Annotated in this window: 12 protein-coding genes and 1 riboswitch; all 12 genes read left to right on the forward strand. The window is 35.4% G+C overall.

Annotated features, from left to right (window positions below; genetic code table 11):
- Positions 1 to 25: 25 nt before the first annotated feature.
- The 12 genes from cysD (at position 26) to AB3G34_RS16550 (ending at position 15,985) form a co-directional block, all read left to right on the forward strand.
- Positions 26 to 925: a sulfate adenylyltransferase subunit CysD gene (cysD, locus tag AB3G34_RS16495; RefSeq protein WP_339920630.1), complete on the forward strand. Its 900-nt coding sequence runs from the start codon at positions 26 to 28 to the stop codon at positions 923 to 925.
- 113 nt (positions 926 to 1,038) lie between these two features.
- The gene (locus AB3G34_RS16500; RefSeq protein WP_369753050.1) at positions 1,039 to 2,283 is read left to right on the forward strand and encodes a sulfate adenylyltransferase subunit 1; all 1,245 of its coding nucleotides are present in this window, start codon (positions 1,039 to 1,041) and stop codon (positions 2,281 to 2,283) included.
- A gap of 69 nt (positions 2,284 to 2,352) precedes the next feature.
- Positions 2,353 to 4,443, forward strand: coding sequence for a nitrite reductase (locus tag AB3G34_RS16505; protein ID WP_369753051.1), 2,091 nt, complete (start codon positions 2,353 to 2,355; stop codon positions 4,441 to 4,443).
- Positions 4,436 to 5,230, forward strand: coding sequence for a uroporphyrinogen-III C-methyltransferase (gene cobA / locus AB3G34_RS16510; RefSeq protein WP_369753052.1), 795 nt, complete (start codon positions 4,436 to 4,438; stop codon positions 5,228 to 5,230). The genes AB3G34_RS16505 and cobA overlap by 8 nt, the downstream gene beginning before the upstream one ends.
- A complete protein-coding gene (locus AB3G34_RS16515) occupies positions 5,217 to 5,798 on the forward strand; it encodes a bifunctional precorrin-2 dehydrogenase/sirohydrochlorin ferrochelatase (RefSeq protein WP_369753053.1) in 582 nt (193 codons plus the stop codon). Before cobA ends, AB3G34_RS16515 begins: the two co-directional genes overlap by 14 nt.
- A 186-nt stretch (positions 5,799 to 5,984) precedes the next feature.
- Positions 5,985 to 7,037, forward strand: coding sequence for an NAD(P)/FAD-dependent oxidoreductase (locus tag AB3G34_RS16520; RefSeq protein ID WP_369753054.1), 1,053 nt, complete (start codon positions 5,985 to 5,987; stop codon positions 7,035 to 7,037).
- A 92-nt stretch (positions 7,038 to 7,129) separates the two neighbouring features.
- A riboswitch (SAM riboswitch) is annotated at positions 7,130 to 7,249 on the forward strand.
- 273 nt (positions 7,250 to 7,522) lie between these two features.
- Positions 7,523 to 8,524, forward strand: a complete 1,002-nt coding sequence (locus AB3G34_RS16525) for a homocysteine S-methyltransferase family protein (protein WP_369753055.1) — start codon at positions 7,523 to 7,525, stop codon at positions 8,522 to 8,524.
- Positions 8,525 to 8,886: 362 nt separating this feature from the next.
- Positions 8,887 to 11,562, forward strand: a complete 2,676-nt coding sequence (metH, locus tag AB3G34_RS16530; protein ID WP_369753056.1) for a methionine synthase — start codon at positions 8,887 to 8,889, stop codon at positions 11,560 to 11,562.
- A gap of 81 nt (positions 11,563 to 11,643) precedes the next feature.
- Complete coding sequence (gene metF, locus AB3G34_RS16535) at positions 11,644 to 12,600, forward strand: methylenetetrahydrofolate reductase [NAD(P)H] (protein WP_367773347.1); 957 nt, start codon at positions 11,644 to 11,646, stop codon at positions 12,598 to 12,600.
- Positions 12,601 to 12,690: 90 nt separating this feature from the next.
- The gene (locus tag AB3G34_RS16540; RefSeq protein WP_369753057.1) at positions 12,691 to 14,094 is read left to right on the forward strand and encodes an aspartate aminotransferase family protein; all 1,404 of its coding nucleotides are present in this window, start codon (positions 12,691 to 12,693) and stop codon (positions 14,092 to 14,094) included.
- Positions 14,095 to 14,186: 92 nt separating this feature from the next.
- Positions 14,187 to 14,825, forward strand: a complete 639-nt coding sequence (locus AB3G34_RS16545) for a hypothetical protein (protein WP_367773351.1) — start codon at positions 14,187 to 14,189, stop codon at positions 14,823 to 14,825.
- A gap of 308 nt (positions 14,826 to 15,133) precedes the next feature.
- Positions 15,134 to 15,985 (forward strand): alpha/beta hydrolase, encoded by an 852-nt coding sequence (locus AB3G34_RS16550; protein ID WP_367773353.1) that lies wholly within the window; start codon positions 15,134 to 15,136, stop codon positions 15,983 to 15,985.
- Positions 15,986 to 16,011: the final 26 nt, after the last annotated feature.

Genomic DNA, 16,011 nt, shown 5'->3' on the forward strand with positions numbered 1-16,011 from the left:
ATCATTTAATCTTAAAATAATAAAAATGAGTTCAATATTAAAAACAAACGCATTAGAAAGCGAAGCAATATACATTTTCAGAGAAGTTATTTCTCAATTTGATAAGCCGGTATTGCTTTTTTCTGGAGGAAAAGATTCAATCACATTGGTAAGATTAGCACAAAAAGCATTCTTTCCCGCCAAAATTCCTTTTCCACTATTGCACGTAGATACAGGACATAATTTTCCTGAAACTATTGAATTTAGAGATCGATTGGTTAAAGAATTAGGATTGGAATTAATCGTTCGTAATGTGCAAGATGCTATCGATGAAGGAAAAGTAGTAGAAGAAACTGGTAAATATTCGAGTAGAAACAGTCTGCAAACAACAACTTTACTTGATGCAATTGACGAATTCAAGTTTGATGCTTGTATTGGTGGTGCGCGTAGAGATGAAGAAAAAGCAAGAGCTAAAGAACGTATTTTTTCTGTTCGTGATGATTTTGGTCAATGGGATGAAAAAAACCAACGTCCTGAATTGTTTGATTTATTGAATGGCAAAATTGAAAATGGACAAAACGTACGTGTTTTTCCTATTTCAAACTGGACAGAATTAGATGTATGGAGCTATATAGAGCAAGAACAAATCGAGATACCATCAATTTACTTCTCACACAAACGTAAAGTATTCTTGAGAGACGGAATGATTTGGTCACACTCTCCATACGTATACCAAGAAGAAAACGAAGAAATTGAAGAACGTATTGTTCGTTTTAGAACAGTTGGCGATATGAGCTGTACTGCAGCAGTTGATTCGTATGCAGCAACAATATCAGAAGTAGTAGGTGAAATCAGATTGTCTACTATTTCTGAACGAGGAGCTAGAATTGATGACAAACGTTCAGAGGCAGCGATGGAGAAAAGAAAACAACAAGGATACTTTTAGGATTATTTTAAATGTTGAATTTTAAATGTTGAATGAAAAGACACTCATTTTAAAATTCAAGTAACGATTACCATTTAAAATTCAAAATTTATAATTTAAAATAATAGAAACTGATGGAAGTTTTAAAAATAGCAACAGCAGGAAGTGTAGATGACGGAAAGAGTACATTAATCGGGAGGTTATTATATGATACGCAATCCTTAACTACAGATAAATTAGAAGCAATTGAAAAAAGCAGCAAGCAAAAAGGATATGATTATTTAGATTTTTCTTTAGCTACTGATGGTCTAGTTGCTGAGAGAGAACAAGGGATTACGATTGATGTGGCGCATATTTATTTTTCTACAGCTAAAAAAAGTTACATCATTGCAGATACGCCAGGTCACGTAGAATATACACGTAACATGGTTACTGGAGCTTCAACTTCACAAGTTTCAATCATTTTGATTGATGCTCGTAAAGGAGTGATTGAGCAAACCTACCGTCACTTTTTTATCAATAATTTATTGAGAGTAAAAGAAGTAATTGTTGCTGTTAATAAAATGGACTTAGTTGATTATTCGGAAGAAGTATACAATAAAATTAAAGCCGACTTTCAAGCATTAAATGCTAAAAGTACTTTTAAAGAGCAAAACGTAAGTTATATTCCGTTGAGCGCTTTAACAGGAGATAATGTGGTGGAATCATTAGGCGGAATGCCTTGGTATGAAGGGCAAACTATTCTAGAACACCTGGAAGCTTTAGAGCCAGCAGATGTGTATGAAAAAGGAAAAGCACGTTTCCCAGTTCAAACAGTTATCAGACCAAAAACCGAAGAGTACCACGATTTTAGAGGTTATGCTGGTAAGCTTTATGGTAACAATATCAAAGTTGGAGATGCAGTAACGGTTTTACCTTCTTTAACAGAATCTAAAGTGTCAAACATTCACTTTTTTGACAAACAATTTGACGAAGCTTCAGTAGGTTCTTCAATTACAATCGAATTAGAAAATGATATCAATGTAACTAGAGGAGATATGATTGTAAAATCATCTGAATTGCCTAAAGTAGAAAAAGATATTAATACAACAGTTTGTTGGATGGACAGTAAAAAACTAGTTCCAGGAGCAAAATATTTTATACAACACAATACGAACCGAGTTCTAGCTAAAATTGACAGCGTGAAAAACGTAATTGCAACTGATTTTTCAGGAACCACAGCAGCGTCTCAATTAGCGATTAACGAAATAGGAGAAGTAAACATCAAGTTAAGCAAAGCAATATATTTTGATGCGTACAACGATAACAAATCAAATGGTGCTTTTATCTTAATTGATGCAGCAACAAATACAACTGCAGGAGTTGGATTTATCCGTTAGTTTTTGGCTTTAGCCAATAAAAAAATCCAGATTTAAGAATTACAGTACTTAGCTAATAAGCCAACACAGATGGAAAGTTTTAGAACCGAAATAGAGAATCCGATTGTTCAAAAAGAAATAATCGATTTAGAAAGAAAAATTGCATTATTCAAAGACGGTAAAATTGATGACGAACGTTTTCGCAGTCTTCGTTTAGCACGTGGTGTTTACGGTCAACGTCAAGAAGGGGTGCAAATGATTCGTATCAAATTACCTTATGGTAAAGTGAGCAGCGAACAGTTGGAGCGTATTACAAAGGTTTCAGATGAATATTCTACTGGACGTTTGCATATTACAACCCGTCAAGATATTCAAATTCACTATGTGAGTTTAGATAGAACTCCGGAACTTTGGGCACAATTGGCAATAGACGATATTACACTTCGTGAGGCTTGTGGTAATACAGTGAGAAATATTACGGCTAGTGAATTAGCGGGAGTAGATGTTGACGAACCGTTTGATGTTTCGCCTTATGCACACGCCATGTTTCAGTTTTTCTTGAGAAATCCTGTTTGTCAAGAGATGGGGCGTAAATTCAAAATGTCATTTTCGTCTTCTGATAAAGATACAGCACTAAGTTACCTACATGATTTGGGTTTTATTCCAAAAATTGTTAATGGTGAGCGCGGATTCAAAGTAATGTTAGGTGGAGGACTAGGTTCTCAACCAAGTCATGCGGAGCTATTATCAGAATTTATTCCTGTAAACCAAATTATCCCAACAACAGAAGGGGTTTTAAGAGTTTTTGATCGTTATGGCGAAAGAGCCAAACGTTTAAAAGCACGTATGAAATTCTTAATCAAAGATTTGGGGCGTGACGAATTTTTGAGATTGGTAGACGAAGAGAAAAAAGCATTGTCTTACCAAACAGTTGAAATTGACACCACTGATTTTGATGGTGCTATTCCAGCCACTTTATTAGAAGTGCCAAAAGTTACTATCGAAGATACAGCTGCATTTGAAGCGTGGAAAAAATCTAACGTTATTGCCCAAAAACAATCGGGATATGTAGCTATTGGAATCAAGGTACTTTTAGGAGATTTTTATACGGATAAAGCGAGAATTTTAGCCAATTTAATTAAAAATTACGGAGCTAATGAACTGCGTTTTTCACTAAGACAAAACATTGTTCTTCGAAATATAAAAGAAGAAAACTTAGGGTTCTTCTACCAAGAATTAGCCAAATTAGATTTTGTAGCTTTAGGCTATGACACTATTGGTGATATTACAGCTTGTCCTGGGACTGATACTTGTAATTTAGGTATTGCAAGCAGTACAGGAATTGCCGAAGAATTAGAAAGAGTGTTGAAATTAGAATTCCCTCAATACAAAGACAACCGAGAAATTACTATAAAAATTAGTGGTTGTATGAATGCTTGTGGGCAACACAACATGTCGCAAATTGGTTTTCAAGGAATGTCTATCAACTCTGGTAAACTAGTGGCGCCAGCGTTGCAAGTGTTACTTGGAGGTGGGATTTTAGGTGATGGAAAAGGTCGTTTTTCGGATAAAGTAATTAAGATTCCAAGTCGTAGAGGACCTGATGCATTGCGTTATATCTTAAATGATTTCGAAGCAAATGCGAACGGATTGTCGTTTTTAGATTATTATGATGCAAAAGGAGAAAAGTATTTTTACGAATTCTTGAAACCATTGGCAGATGTGACCAATCTTACAGACGAAGATTTTATCGATTGGGGAAATGCCGATAATTATGTAAAAGCGGTTGGAGTAGGAGAATGTGCTGGAGTTGTAATTGACTTAGTAGCTACTTTAATCTTGGAAGCCAAAGACAAATTGACTTTCGCCCAAGAAGCTTTTGAAGGCAAAAAATGGGCTGATGCTATTTACCTTGCGTATGCGGGATTTGTAAATGGAGCAAAAGCATTGTTATTGGCTGAAAACCAAAAAACAAACCACCATGCAGGAATCATTAATTTGTTTGATACTGTTTTTGTTGAAACAAACAAAATTATTTTAGATTCTAGTTTTAAAGACTTGGTGTATCAAATCAATCAAAATGAACCATCTGAAGTGTTTGCACAAAAATACATTCAAGAAGCAATTGCTTTTTTTGAAAATATTGAAACATACAGAGCCAAAGATTTAGCAAATGCATAATACTATAAAACCCATAGTAACTTTAGTAGGTGCAGGTCCGGGAGATCCAGATTTGTTGACCATAAAAGGTGCGAAAGCATTGGCTGAAGCTAATGTGGTTTTATACGATGCTTTGGCTAATGAAGAATTATTAAGTTATGCTCCAAAGAGGGCTTTAAAAATATTTGTCGGAAAAAGGAAAGGATGTCACGCTTACACACAAGACCAAATCAACCAACTAATTGTAGATAATGCCTTGACTTATGGTCATGTCGTTCGTCTTAAAGGAGGAGATCCTTTCATTTTCGGCAGAGGAAGTGAAGAAATAGAGTATGTAGAAAGCTTTGGAATTCCTACATTTGTTGTTCCTGGAATTTCATCGGCTATCGCAGTTCCAGCATATCAAGGTATTTCGTTGACAAAAAGAGGAGTTTCGGAGAGTTTTTGGGTAATAACAGGAACGACTTCGGCTCGACAATTATCAACTGATGTGGCCTTGGCAGCTCAATCTTCAGCTACTGTAGTAGTACTGATGGGAATGAGCAAATTAGAAGAAATTGTTGCTATTTTCCAAAAAGAATCCAAAGGTGAAACACCTGTAGCGATCATTCAAAACGGTACGACTCCAGAGGAAAAAATAGGAATTGGAACAATAAATACGATTCAAAAAATTGTTGTTGAACAAAAGTTAAGTTCTCCAGCCATTATTGTAATCGGAGCGGTAGTAGGTGATAGTAAGAAAAGGAAAGGGTTTTACAAAGAGTTAAAATCCAATCATAACAAACTATTAGTTTATGGAAAGGAATGAATTATATCCCGTGTTTTTGAAGCTGCACAATATGAAAGTATTGATCGTGGGAGGAGGAAATGTAGGATTAGAAAAATTAAGTTTTTTGCTGAAATCAAGTCCGAATGCTAATGTTGAGGTGGTAGCACCACGATTTTTACCTGAATTGGTAACATTGGCAGATAAGCACGAAACGGTTACATTGACCGATAAGAAGTTCAAGAAAAAAATGCTCAAAAAACGGCATATGGTTATTGCTTGTACGGATGATCTTGAAGTGAATAGAAGGATTTACAATTTGTCTAGAGAAAGGTATCTCATTTGCAATATTGCCGATACGCCTGATTTATGTGATTATTACTTGGGTGGAATTGTAACCAAAGGAAATGTGAAAATTGCTATTTCAACCAATGGAAAATCACCAACAACAGCCAAAAGATTACGAGAATTTTTTGAAGAGGTTATTCCAGAAGACATCAATAAAATGGTCGAAAATCTAAACGAATATCGCAAAACCTTAAAAGGAGATTTCGAAGAGAAAGTTCAGAAGATGAATGAAATTACAGAATCGTTAAAGAATAAAGAATAGAACCGAGATAATACAGTCAACATTAAAGAACAAAGAATCCGAATGATATTTATCATTTATTTTTGAGATATTCATTCGTTCCTTTGTGAAAAGAATAATAAGTAAGAACAAGTATAACAAAAGAAACTCTACCCAGTCTCCCCCTCCTTGGGAAGGGGGCTGGGGGGAGGAATAAAAGTATTGAACATGATTGAAACAGATATCCTTATAATAGGAGCCGGTCCAACTGGTTTATTTGCCGTTTTTGAAGCAGGATTATTAAAATTAAAATGCCATATATTAGATGCTTTACCACAACCAGGTGGTCAATTATCAGAATTATATCCTAAAAAACCTATTTATGATATTCCAGGATTTCCTGATGTATTAGCAGGAGATTTAGTAGATAATCTAATGGAGCAAATCAAGCAATTCGAACCTGGGTTTACACTAGGAGAACGTGCTGAAACAATTGAAAAACAAGAAGACGGAAGTTTTATTGTAACTTCAAATGAAGGAACTGAGTTTCATGCAAAAGTAATTGCAATTGCAGGTGGTTTAGGAAGTTTCGAACCTAGAAAGCCGCTTATTGATGGAATTGATTTCTATGAAAATAAAGGGATTAAATATTTTATAAAAGATCCTGAAGAGTTTAGAAACAAAAGAGTAGTAATTGCTGGTGGAGGAGATTCAGCATTGGACTGGAGTATTTTCCTTTCTAATGTGGCTTCTGAGGTGACATTGATTCACCGTCGTAACGAATTTCGTGGTGCATTAGATTCTGTTGAAAAAGTACAAGAATTAAAAGATGCCGGAAAAATTCGTATGATTACCCCTGCTGAGGTCGTAGGAATAAACGGAGCAGAACATATTGAATCAATTGACATTGATGAAAATGGAGCGCATCGTAAAATTGAAACAGATTTCTTTATTCCTCTTTTTGGTCTTACACCAAAATTAGGTCCTATAGGACATTGGGGATTAGAAATTGAAAAAAATGCAATCAAAGTAAACAATGCTTTAGATTATCAAACTAATATTCCGGGTATTTTTGCCATTGGAGATGTGAATACCTATCCAGGTAAATTAAAATTAATTCTTTGTGGTTTCCATGAAGCAACATTAATGTGCCAGGCAGCGTACCAAATTATCAATCCAGGGAAACGATATGTGTTGAAATATACTACAGTTTCTGGTGTTGACGGTTTTGACGGAACTCGTAAAGAGGCGCCAAAAGCAGTGGTAAAAGCTATAGTATAACAATTTATCACATTCAAGTTAAAAAATATAGCGCTAATACTTGCAAGTATTAGCGCTATGTCTTTACTTTGCACCGTTCCTATATTTATTGAAAGTTATCACGAAAGGCGGAGGGAAAGACCCGATGAAACCTTAGCAACCCTTTATCTTTAAAGAAGGTGCTACATTCTACTTTATGCTGAACTTGTTTCAGCATCCAAGATAGATAACACAAGAATACTTTTACAGTATTTCTCAAACCTTTTCTTGACAACATATCGATATTTTTTTAGAGCGAATGATTGGTGCTTTTTTACCATCATCCTTCCTGCTTTCCGTTTCAATCTTTTTATCCTGAATTTAGTTCAGGATCCTGAACTAAATTCAGGATAAAAAGGATTTTCACTGCAATCAGGGCTAAAAAGAAACAATAGTGAACTTTTGTAATTAATAATCAAAAGTATAAATCACAACAAATCATTGTGGTTTACAAGAAATAAAAAGTTATGTCAAGTATTCAAGAAGCCATTAAAAAAAACATACTCATCCTCGATGGAGCGATGGGAACCATGTTGCAGCGCTACAATTTCTCCGAAGAAGATTTTCGTGGAGAGCGTTTCAAAGATTTTCCACATTCCTTAAAAGGAAACAACGATTTATTGTCACTTACACAACCACAAGCCATAAAAGCGGTTCACGCAGCTTATTTTGAGGCTGGAGCTGATATTGTTGAAACCAATACCTTCTCAGGAACGACTATCGGAATGGCCGATTATCATCTGGAAGATATTGTATATGAATTAAACTACGAATCGGCAAAATTAGCCCGTGAAGTAGCCGATGAATGGGCAGCTAAAAATCCAGACAAACCTCGTTTTGTAGCGGGTTCAATAGGACCAACAAACAGAACAGCAAGTATGTCACCAGATGTAAACGATCCAGGATATAGAGCCGTAACTTTTGATGATTTGCGCATTGCGTACAAGCAACAAGTAGAAGCATTAATTGACGGAGGAAGTGATTTATTACTCGTTGAAACTATTTTTGATACACTAAATGCCAAAGCAGCCCTTTTTGCGATCGAAGAAGTAAAAGACGAACGCAATATCGATATTCCCATCATGGTTTCAGGAACGATTACCGATGCTTCAGGAAGAACACTTTCTGGGCAAACAGTAGAAGCTTTCTTAGTTTCGGTTTCGCATATTCCATTATTGAGTGTAGGATTCAATTGTGCCCTTGGAGCTGATTTGTTGAAACCATACTTGCAGACTTTATCACAAAATACTTCTTTCAATGTATCAGCGCATCCTAATGCAGGATTACCAAATGCCTTTGGAGAATACGATGAAACGCCACAAGAGATGCAAGCGCAAATTAAAACCTACTTAGACGATAATTTAGTAAACATTATAGGCGGTTGTTGCGGAACAACACCAGAACACATCAAGTTAATTGCTGATATCGCCAAGGATTATAAACCAAGAGTTTCGACGGCAACAATGTAAACGGGGATAGAGACGCAATTTATCGCGTCTAAAACTGCTACATTATAAGTAAATAGCTTTTCCTGCAAGGTTTTTTTAACCTTGTAGGAATAAATTGAGAAAGTGAATCGAGAAATAAACCTACAAGGTTAAAAAAACCTTGCAGGATTGTAGGACGAGAGAATTCGTTTCTCGTAATGATAGGGGCATTGCCCGCGTGAGGGATAGCAGTGAAAAGCCCACAGACAAATGAAGCGAAAGCGGAATTAGTCGAGGACTTGTAACGAATAGCCCGACCCTTGTGGTCACGCCCAAAATAAGAAGAATTAAAAAGTTAAACCTACATGGTTTTAGAAACCTTGCAGGACAAATAAAAATAAAAAATGGCACAAGAAACTAGAAAAAACCTTGTATTATCGGGATTAGAGCCTTTAATCATTACGCCTGATAGCGTATTTGTGAATATTGGAGAACGTACCAATGTAACAGGTTCTAGAAAATTCCTTCGATTAATCAAAGAAGAAAAATACGAAGAAGCACTAAGTATTGCTAAGGAACAAGTAGAAGGTGGTGCGCAAATCATCGATATTAATATGGATGAAGGAATGCTGGATGGTGAATATGCCATGACAAAATTCCTAAATTTAATTGCTGCCGAACCCGATATTTCTCGTGTGCCTATTATGATTGATAGCTCAAAATGGGATATTATCGAAGCAGGTCTAAAAGTAGTACAAGGAAAAAGTGTGGTAAATTCTATTTCTTTGAAAGAAGGAGAAGAGCAATTTATTCACCATGCAAAACTAATTAAGCGCTATGGTGCTGCAGCAATTATCATGGCTTTTGATGAAACAGGGCAAGCGGATAATTACGAACGCCGAGTTGAAATTTGCCAACGTTCCTATGATATTTTGGTGAATAAAGTGGGTTTTCCGGCTCAGGATATTATTTTTGATTTAAATATATTTCCAGTTGCAACTGGAATGGAAGAACACCGCTTGAATGCGTTGGACTTCTTTAGAGGGACTAAATGGGTTCGCGAAAATTTACCGCATGCACACATTAGTGGAGGGGTAAGTAATGTGTCGTTTTCTTTTAGAGGAAATGATACTGTTCGTGAAGCGATGCACTCCGTTTTCTTGTATCATGCCATTCAAAATGGAATGACGATGGGTATTGTAAATCCAGAAATGCTTTCAATTTATGATGAGATTCCAAAAGATTTATTAGAACATGTTGAAGATGTAATTTTGAATAGACGTGATGATGCTACAGAGCGTTTATTGGATTTTGCCGAGAATGTAAAAGGAGATGTAAAAAGTAATGAAAAGGCTGTTCAAGAATGGCGTTCAGGAACTGTTCAAGAAAGAATTACACACTCACTTGTAAAAGGGGTGGATCAATTTATAGAGGAAGATGTTGAAGAAGCTCGATTAGCAGCTACAAAACCAATTGAAGTTATCGAAATCAATTTGATGGCGGGAATGAATGTGGTGGGAGATTTATTTGGTTCTGGTAAAATGTTTTTACCACAAGTAGTTAAATCAGCTCGTGTGATGAAAAAAGCAGTGGCTTATCTATTGCCTTTTATTGAAGCCGAGAAAGATGGTGTTTCCAGTTTTGCAGGCCGTATTTTAATGGCAACTGTAAAAGGAGACGTACATGATATTGGAAAAAATATTGTTTCAGTGGTGCTTGCTTGTAATAACTATGAGATTATTGATCTTGGTGTAATGGTGGCTCCCGAAAAAATTATCGCGGCGGCTATTGAACACAATGTAGATATTATTGGACTAAGTGGATTGATTACGCCTTCACTTGATGAAATGGTTTATTTGGCTAAAGAATTAGACAAAAGAAATATAAAAATACCAGTAATGATTGGGGGAGCAACAACTTCACGAGCGCATACTGCTGTAAAAATTGCACCTCAATATAGAGAAACAGTAATTCACGTCAATGACGCTTCCAGAGCTGTAACGGTGGCTGGAAATTTATTGAATAGTGAAAAGAAAATATACGCAAGTGATATACGAGCGGAGTACGATGCATTTAGAGAGACTTTTTTGAATCGTTCACGTGACAAAAATTTCTTGACTATTGAGCAAGCCCGTAAAAATAAATTGCAATTGGATTGGGATAATTTTACGCCTGTGAAACCAAATATAATAGGCGAGCAAGTGATCGAAGTTGATTTAGAAATTCTAGTTCCATATATCGACTGGACGCCGTTTTTTAGAACATGGGAATTGTTTGGTAAATATCCAGCGATTTTGACCGACAATGTTGTCGGTGAGCAAGCCACTTCGGTTTTTGCGGATGCACAAGAAATGTTAGCCGTTATTTTGAAAGAAAAGAAATTGACTGCTAAAGGAATCTACGGAATTTTCCCTGCAAATCAAATCAACGATGATGATATTGAATTGACAGACGAAAACGGAAAACCATTACAAACGTTCTTGACGTTGCGCCAACAATCTCAAAAAACAAAAGGAGCACCAAATATCGCTTTAGCTGATTTTATTGCTCCAAAAGACAATGGGAAGGTAGATTATATGGGAGCTTTTTGTGTGACTACCGGTTTTGGTGTTGATGAATGGGCTGCAGAATTTGAAAAAGATTTAGACGATTATAATTCGATTATGGTGAAAGCATTAGCAGACCGTTTTGCAGAAGCTTTTGCCGAATACCTACACGAAAAAATACGTAAAGAAGTTTGGGGATACGCATCAGATGAGAACATGAGTACCGAAGCGATGATTGCCGAAGATTACAAAGGGATTCGTCCTGCACCAGGTTATCCTGCTTGTCCTGACCATTTAGAAAAACCTACGATTTGGAAATTGCTAAATGTAGAAAAAGAAATAGGAGTGACTTTAACAGAGAGTATGGCGATGTGGCCAGCATCTTCCGTTTCAGGATATTATTTTGGAAATCCAGAAAGTAAGTATTTCGGACTTGGAAAAATAAAAGAAGACCAAGTTATTGATTATGCTAAACGTAGAAGTATTTCTACCGATATGGCAATGAAATGGTTGAATCCTAATATCGCAGATTAAAAAACTTGTTTAAAGTTTAATGTTTCAAGTTACTCAAGAGAACTTTAAACATTAAACTTTAAACCTGAAACAAAAAATAAAATGAAAGTAACTGAACATATAGAAAATGCCAAAGGAGAAACATTATTCTCTTTCGAAATCATTCCGCCTCAAAAAGGAAAAGGGATTCAAGAATTATACGATAATATTGATCCGTTAATGGAGTTTAAGCCCCCATTTATAGATGTAACGACTTCTCGTGAAGAGTATATTTATGTAGATAAGGGCAATGGTTTATTAGATAAAAAACTAACGAGAATGCGTCCTGGAACTTTGGGGATTTGTGCTTCGATTAAGCATAAATATACTGTTGATACAGTACCACACGTACTTTGTGGAGGTTTTACTAAAGAGGAAACAGAGTATTTATTGGTGGATTGTCATTATTTAGGAATTAATAATGTAATGGCATTACGTGGCGATGCAATGAAAGACGAACAGTCTTTTGTTCCAAAAGCAGGTGGGAATAATTATGCTGTTGACTTAGTATCTCAAATTCATCAATTGAATGAAGGGAAGTACTTACATGACGTAATGCATGTTGATAACAAAGCTGATTTTTGTATAGGTGTTGCAGGTTATCCAGAGAAGCATTTGGAATCTCCTTCTTTAATTTCTGATTTAAAAAGACTGAAAGAAAAGGTTGATGCAGGAGCAGATTATGTGGTTACACAAATGTTTTTTGACAATTCAAAATATTTTGAATTTGTTGCTAAAGCAAGAGAAATGGGAATCACCGTACCTATTATTCCAGGAATTAAACCTATTGCAGTGCAAAGACATTTACAAATTTTACCTCAGATTTTCCGTATCGATTTACCCGAAGATTTAATTCATGCAATTGATCAGTGTAAAAATAATACGGAGATTAAACAAGTGGGAATAGAATGGGCAATTCAACAATCATTGGAATTAAAAGCGGCGGGTGTTCCTGTATTGCATTATTATTCTATGGGAAAATCAGAAAATATTAGACAAATAGCCTCTAAGGTTTTTTAATTATAAAATAAAATCGATGTTGTTCTACTAGTCCTGACAGGTTTTATATACCTGTCGGGACTTTTTTTTTAATTTAAATTAACTAAGCAAATGAACCCAATACTCCAACAAGACTTAAATGAAGTTAAAAATATTCTTGAAAAAGTAAAGCAACAAGGAATTGATTTTTTAAACTCAATTGATACCGTACCTACTTCAAATAAAAATAAGATAACAACAGATCGAAATCTTAATGATGTTGGGTTAGGTTCTTTGTCAACTTTGGAAGAATTTAATGAACGGTTAGCACCATTGATGGTTTCACAAACGGGCCCGAGGTATTGGGGATTTGTAACCGGAGGAGCAACTCCAGCTTCTATTGTTGGGGATTGGTTGGCTACCATTTATGATCAAAATACACAAGCTACTAATGCACAAGGAGGTGTTTCTGCGTTGATAGAAATAGAAACAATTAATCTGTTGTTGCAGTTATTAGATTTACCGAAAAATTATCTTGGAGGATTTGTAACCGGCGCGACTATGTCTAATTTCACTTGTTTAGCAGTAGCGAGACAATGGATTGGTAGTCAATTAGGAAAAGATTTTGCTAAAAACGGAATTTCGGAACCCATTCATGTTCTGTCTGCAACACCGCATTCTTCTTCTGTAAAATGTTTGGCGATGTTAGGAATGGGTAGTCAAAATTTCACTAAGATAAAAACAAGTGAAGGAAATCGTGAAGCGATTGATATTGCCGATTTAGAAAAAAATATTGAAAGCTTAAATGGGAAATCTTTTATTTTAATCTCTAGTGCAGGAACCGTAAATACAGCTGATTTTGATGATTTCAATGCCATTACTAAACTGAAAAGTAAATACAATTTCTGGTGGCATATCGACGCAGCTTTTGGAGGTTTTGCTGCTTGTTCGCCTAGATACAGTCATTTGGTTAGTGGTTGGGAAAATGCGGATAGCATTACAGTGGATTGTCATAAATGGTTGAATGTACCTTATGAAAGTGCTTTTTATTTGGTAAAGGAAAAACATAAAAATCTTCAAATTGAATCTTTTCAAAATTCTAATGCACCCTATTTAGGGAATCCTCTTGATAATTTTAGTTACCTCAATTTTTTACCTGAAAATTCTCGACGTTTAAAAGCTTTGCCAGTTTGGTTTTCATTATTGGCATATGGAAAACAAGGCTATCAAGATATAATAGAAAATAGCGTTGCGATGGCATTGCGGTTTGATGCTTTTATTAGTGAAAACGAAAACTTTGAATTATTAGCACCAACGCGTTTGAATAACGTTTGTTTTACTTTGGCGGGAGACCATAACCAAGAAAAAGTAAATCAATTTTTGACACATCTAAATGAAAAAGGAAAAGTATTTATGACACCAACAGTTTATCAAAACCGAAAAGGGCTTCGGGCTTCTTTTGTAAATTGGAGAACTAATGAAAATGATATCCAAATTGTGATGAACGAAATGAAGGAAAGTCTGTTGTCAATTTAAGAATTAAAGTGGTCAAATGAGAAGTTATTCTGGAGCTTGCTTACGAGTTTTTAAATTCTTATATTTGATTATCAGCTCTTAATGATTTTAGTATGAGATATTTTAATTATTCCCTTCTTGCAGTTGCGATACTAATTATTTCTTGTAAAAATAATGATGTTGCGCAAGAACAAGGTGACCCAAGGTTAGTTGTGCCTTTCACTCAACAAACAAATACGGGGCTTCAAAGCCAGTCAACATCAGTTGCGACCCAAAATCATAACTTGTTTCATGAAAATAATAATGGAATAGCAAGTTCAGTTGCAGCAGGAATTAATCCAGCACATGGACAACCCAATCACCGTTGTGATATTGCTGTTGGAGCACCATTGAATTCGTCAGTAAATGAAAGTATTGCGGTACAACCTACAAATGGACAATCTACTCCAATGGGGCCCACACAAAATAGTCCAGCCAAAACGGTCACTGCAAAAGGGATGAATCCACCACATGGAGAAAAAAATCATCGTTGCGATATTGCTGTTGGTGCTCCGTTAAATTCGTCTTCAACAACCGCAAAAGCAACAAACTCAACTCAATCTTCACAAGAATATACAGTTCAGCAACCAGTGCCCACTTTATTGTCAACTGCTACCGCCGATACGGAAACACCTCCAGGTATAAATCCTGCACACGGAAAAGAGGGACATCGTTGTGATGTAGCGGTTGGAGATCCTTTGCCAAAATCATAAATCATATTTAGTATCTTTAAAAAAGCTCGTTTAAAATAATTTTAAGCGAGCTTTTTTTTATCTGGTAACTTGATTCCTTATGCTAACTTATTTTGTAATCTCTCTAAAAATAGCTTCTAGATTTTATTCTATTTATAGCACTTAAACTGAATAGTCTTGTTTGTAATTTTTTACTTCAATAATCAAGAAAAGTGTTAAAATGGGATTGCGGTTAGTTTAATGATAATTTTAAAAGCAATCATTTGATTAGTACAAAATTTAGAGTTTTATAGTTATATTTATAAATCAATAATTTAAAAGTCTAATAGATGAGATTCAATCTTTATTTTCTTTTGTTTTTTGTATTTATTTTTAATGTTGGATTTTCACAACAAAGTGGTTTGACAATTCCTCTTTGGGAAAATGGAGCTCCTGGTTTTGAAAACCGTAAAAACGAACCAGAACAGGCTAAAGACTGGTGGGTAAGAAACATTCATAATCCATCTATAACAGCTTATTTACCTAAGAAGCCTAATGGAATGGCTGTTCTTATTTGTCCTGGAGGAGGTCATGAAAATTTAGTATTCAATTCAGAGGGGAAAGATGCTGCTGAGTATTTAAATAGTTTGGGTGTTACTGCTTTTGTTTTAAAATATCGTTTAGCAAGAGAGAAAGATTCACCGTACAAACTAGAAATTCATGTGAAGCAAGATGTGGAAAGAGCCATGAGATTAATAAGAAGTAAGGCTGATGACTTCAAAATTGATTCAAATCGTATTGGTGTCATGGGGTTTTCGGCAGGAGGAGAAGTAGTAGCATTGGTCGCATACACTTCAAATAATGGTATTGAAAATTCCTCTGATTTGATTGACAAACAAGATGCACAACCTAATTTTCAAATATTAATTTATCCTGGCCCTTTGTTTATACCAAAAGAAATAAAACCAGATGCGCCTATCGCTTTTTTATTGGCAGCAAATGATGACCTGTGTTGCTCCTCTCCTATAGTTGACTTACTTAATAAATACCGTCAAGCAAATGTATCCGTAGAAATGCATTTGTATTCAAAAGGATCACATGCTTTCAATATGGGAAAAAGGGCTACGACTAATGCTTTGAAAACATGGCCACAAAGATTAACAGATTGGTTTGAAGAAAATAATTATTTTGCGGAGTATTGATGTTTCTTTCCAGCAAGACCATTAAT

The sequence above is a fragment of the Flavobacterium sp. WC2409 genome, from assembly GCF_041200085.1.
Lineage (GTDB): Bacteria > Bacteroidota > Bacteroidia > Flavobacteriales > Flavobacteriaceae > Flavobacterium.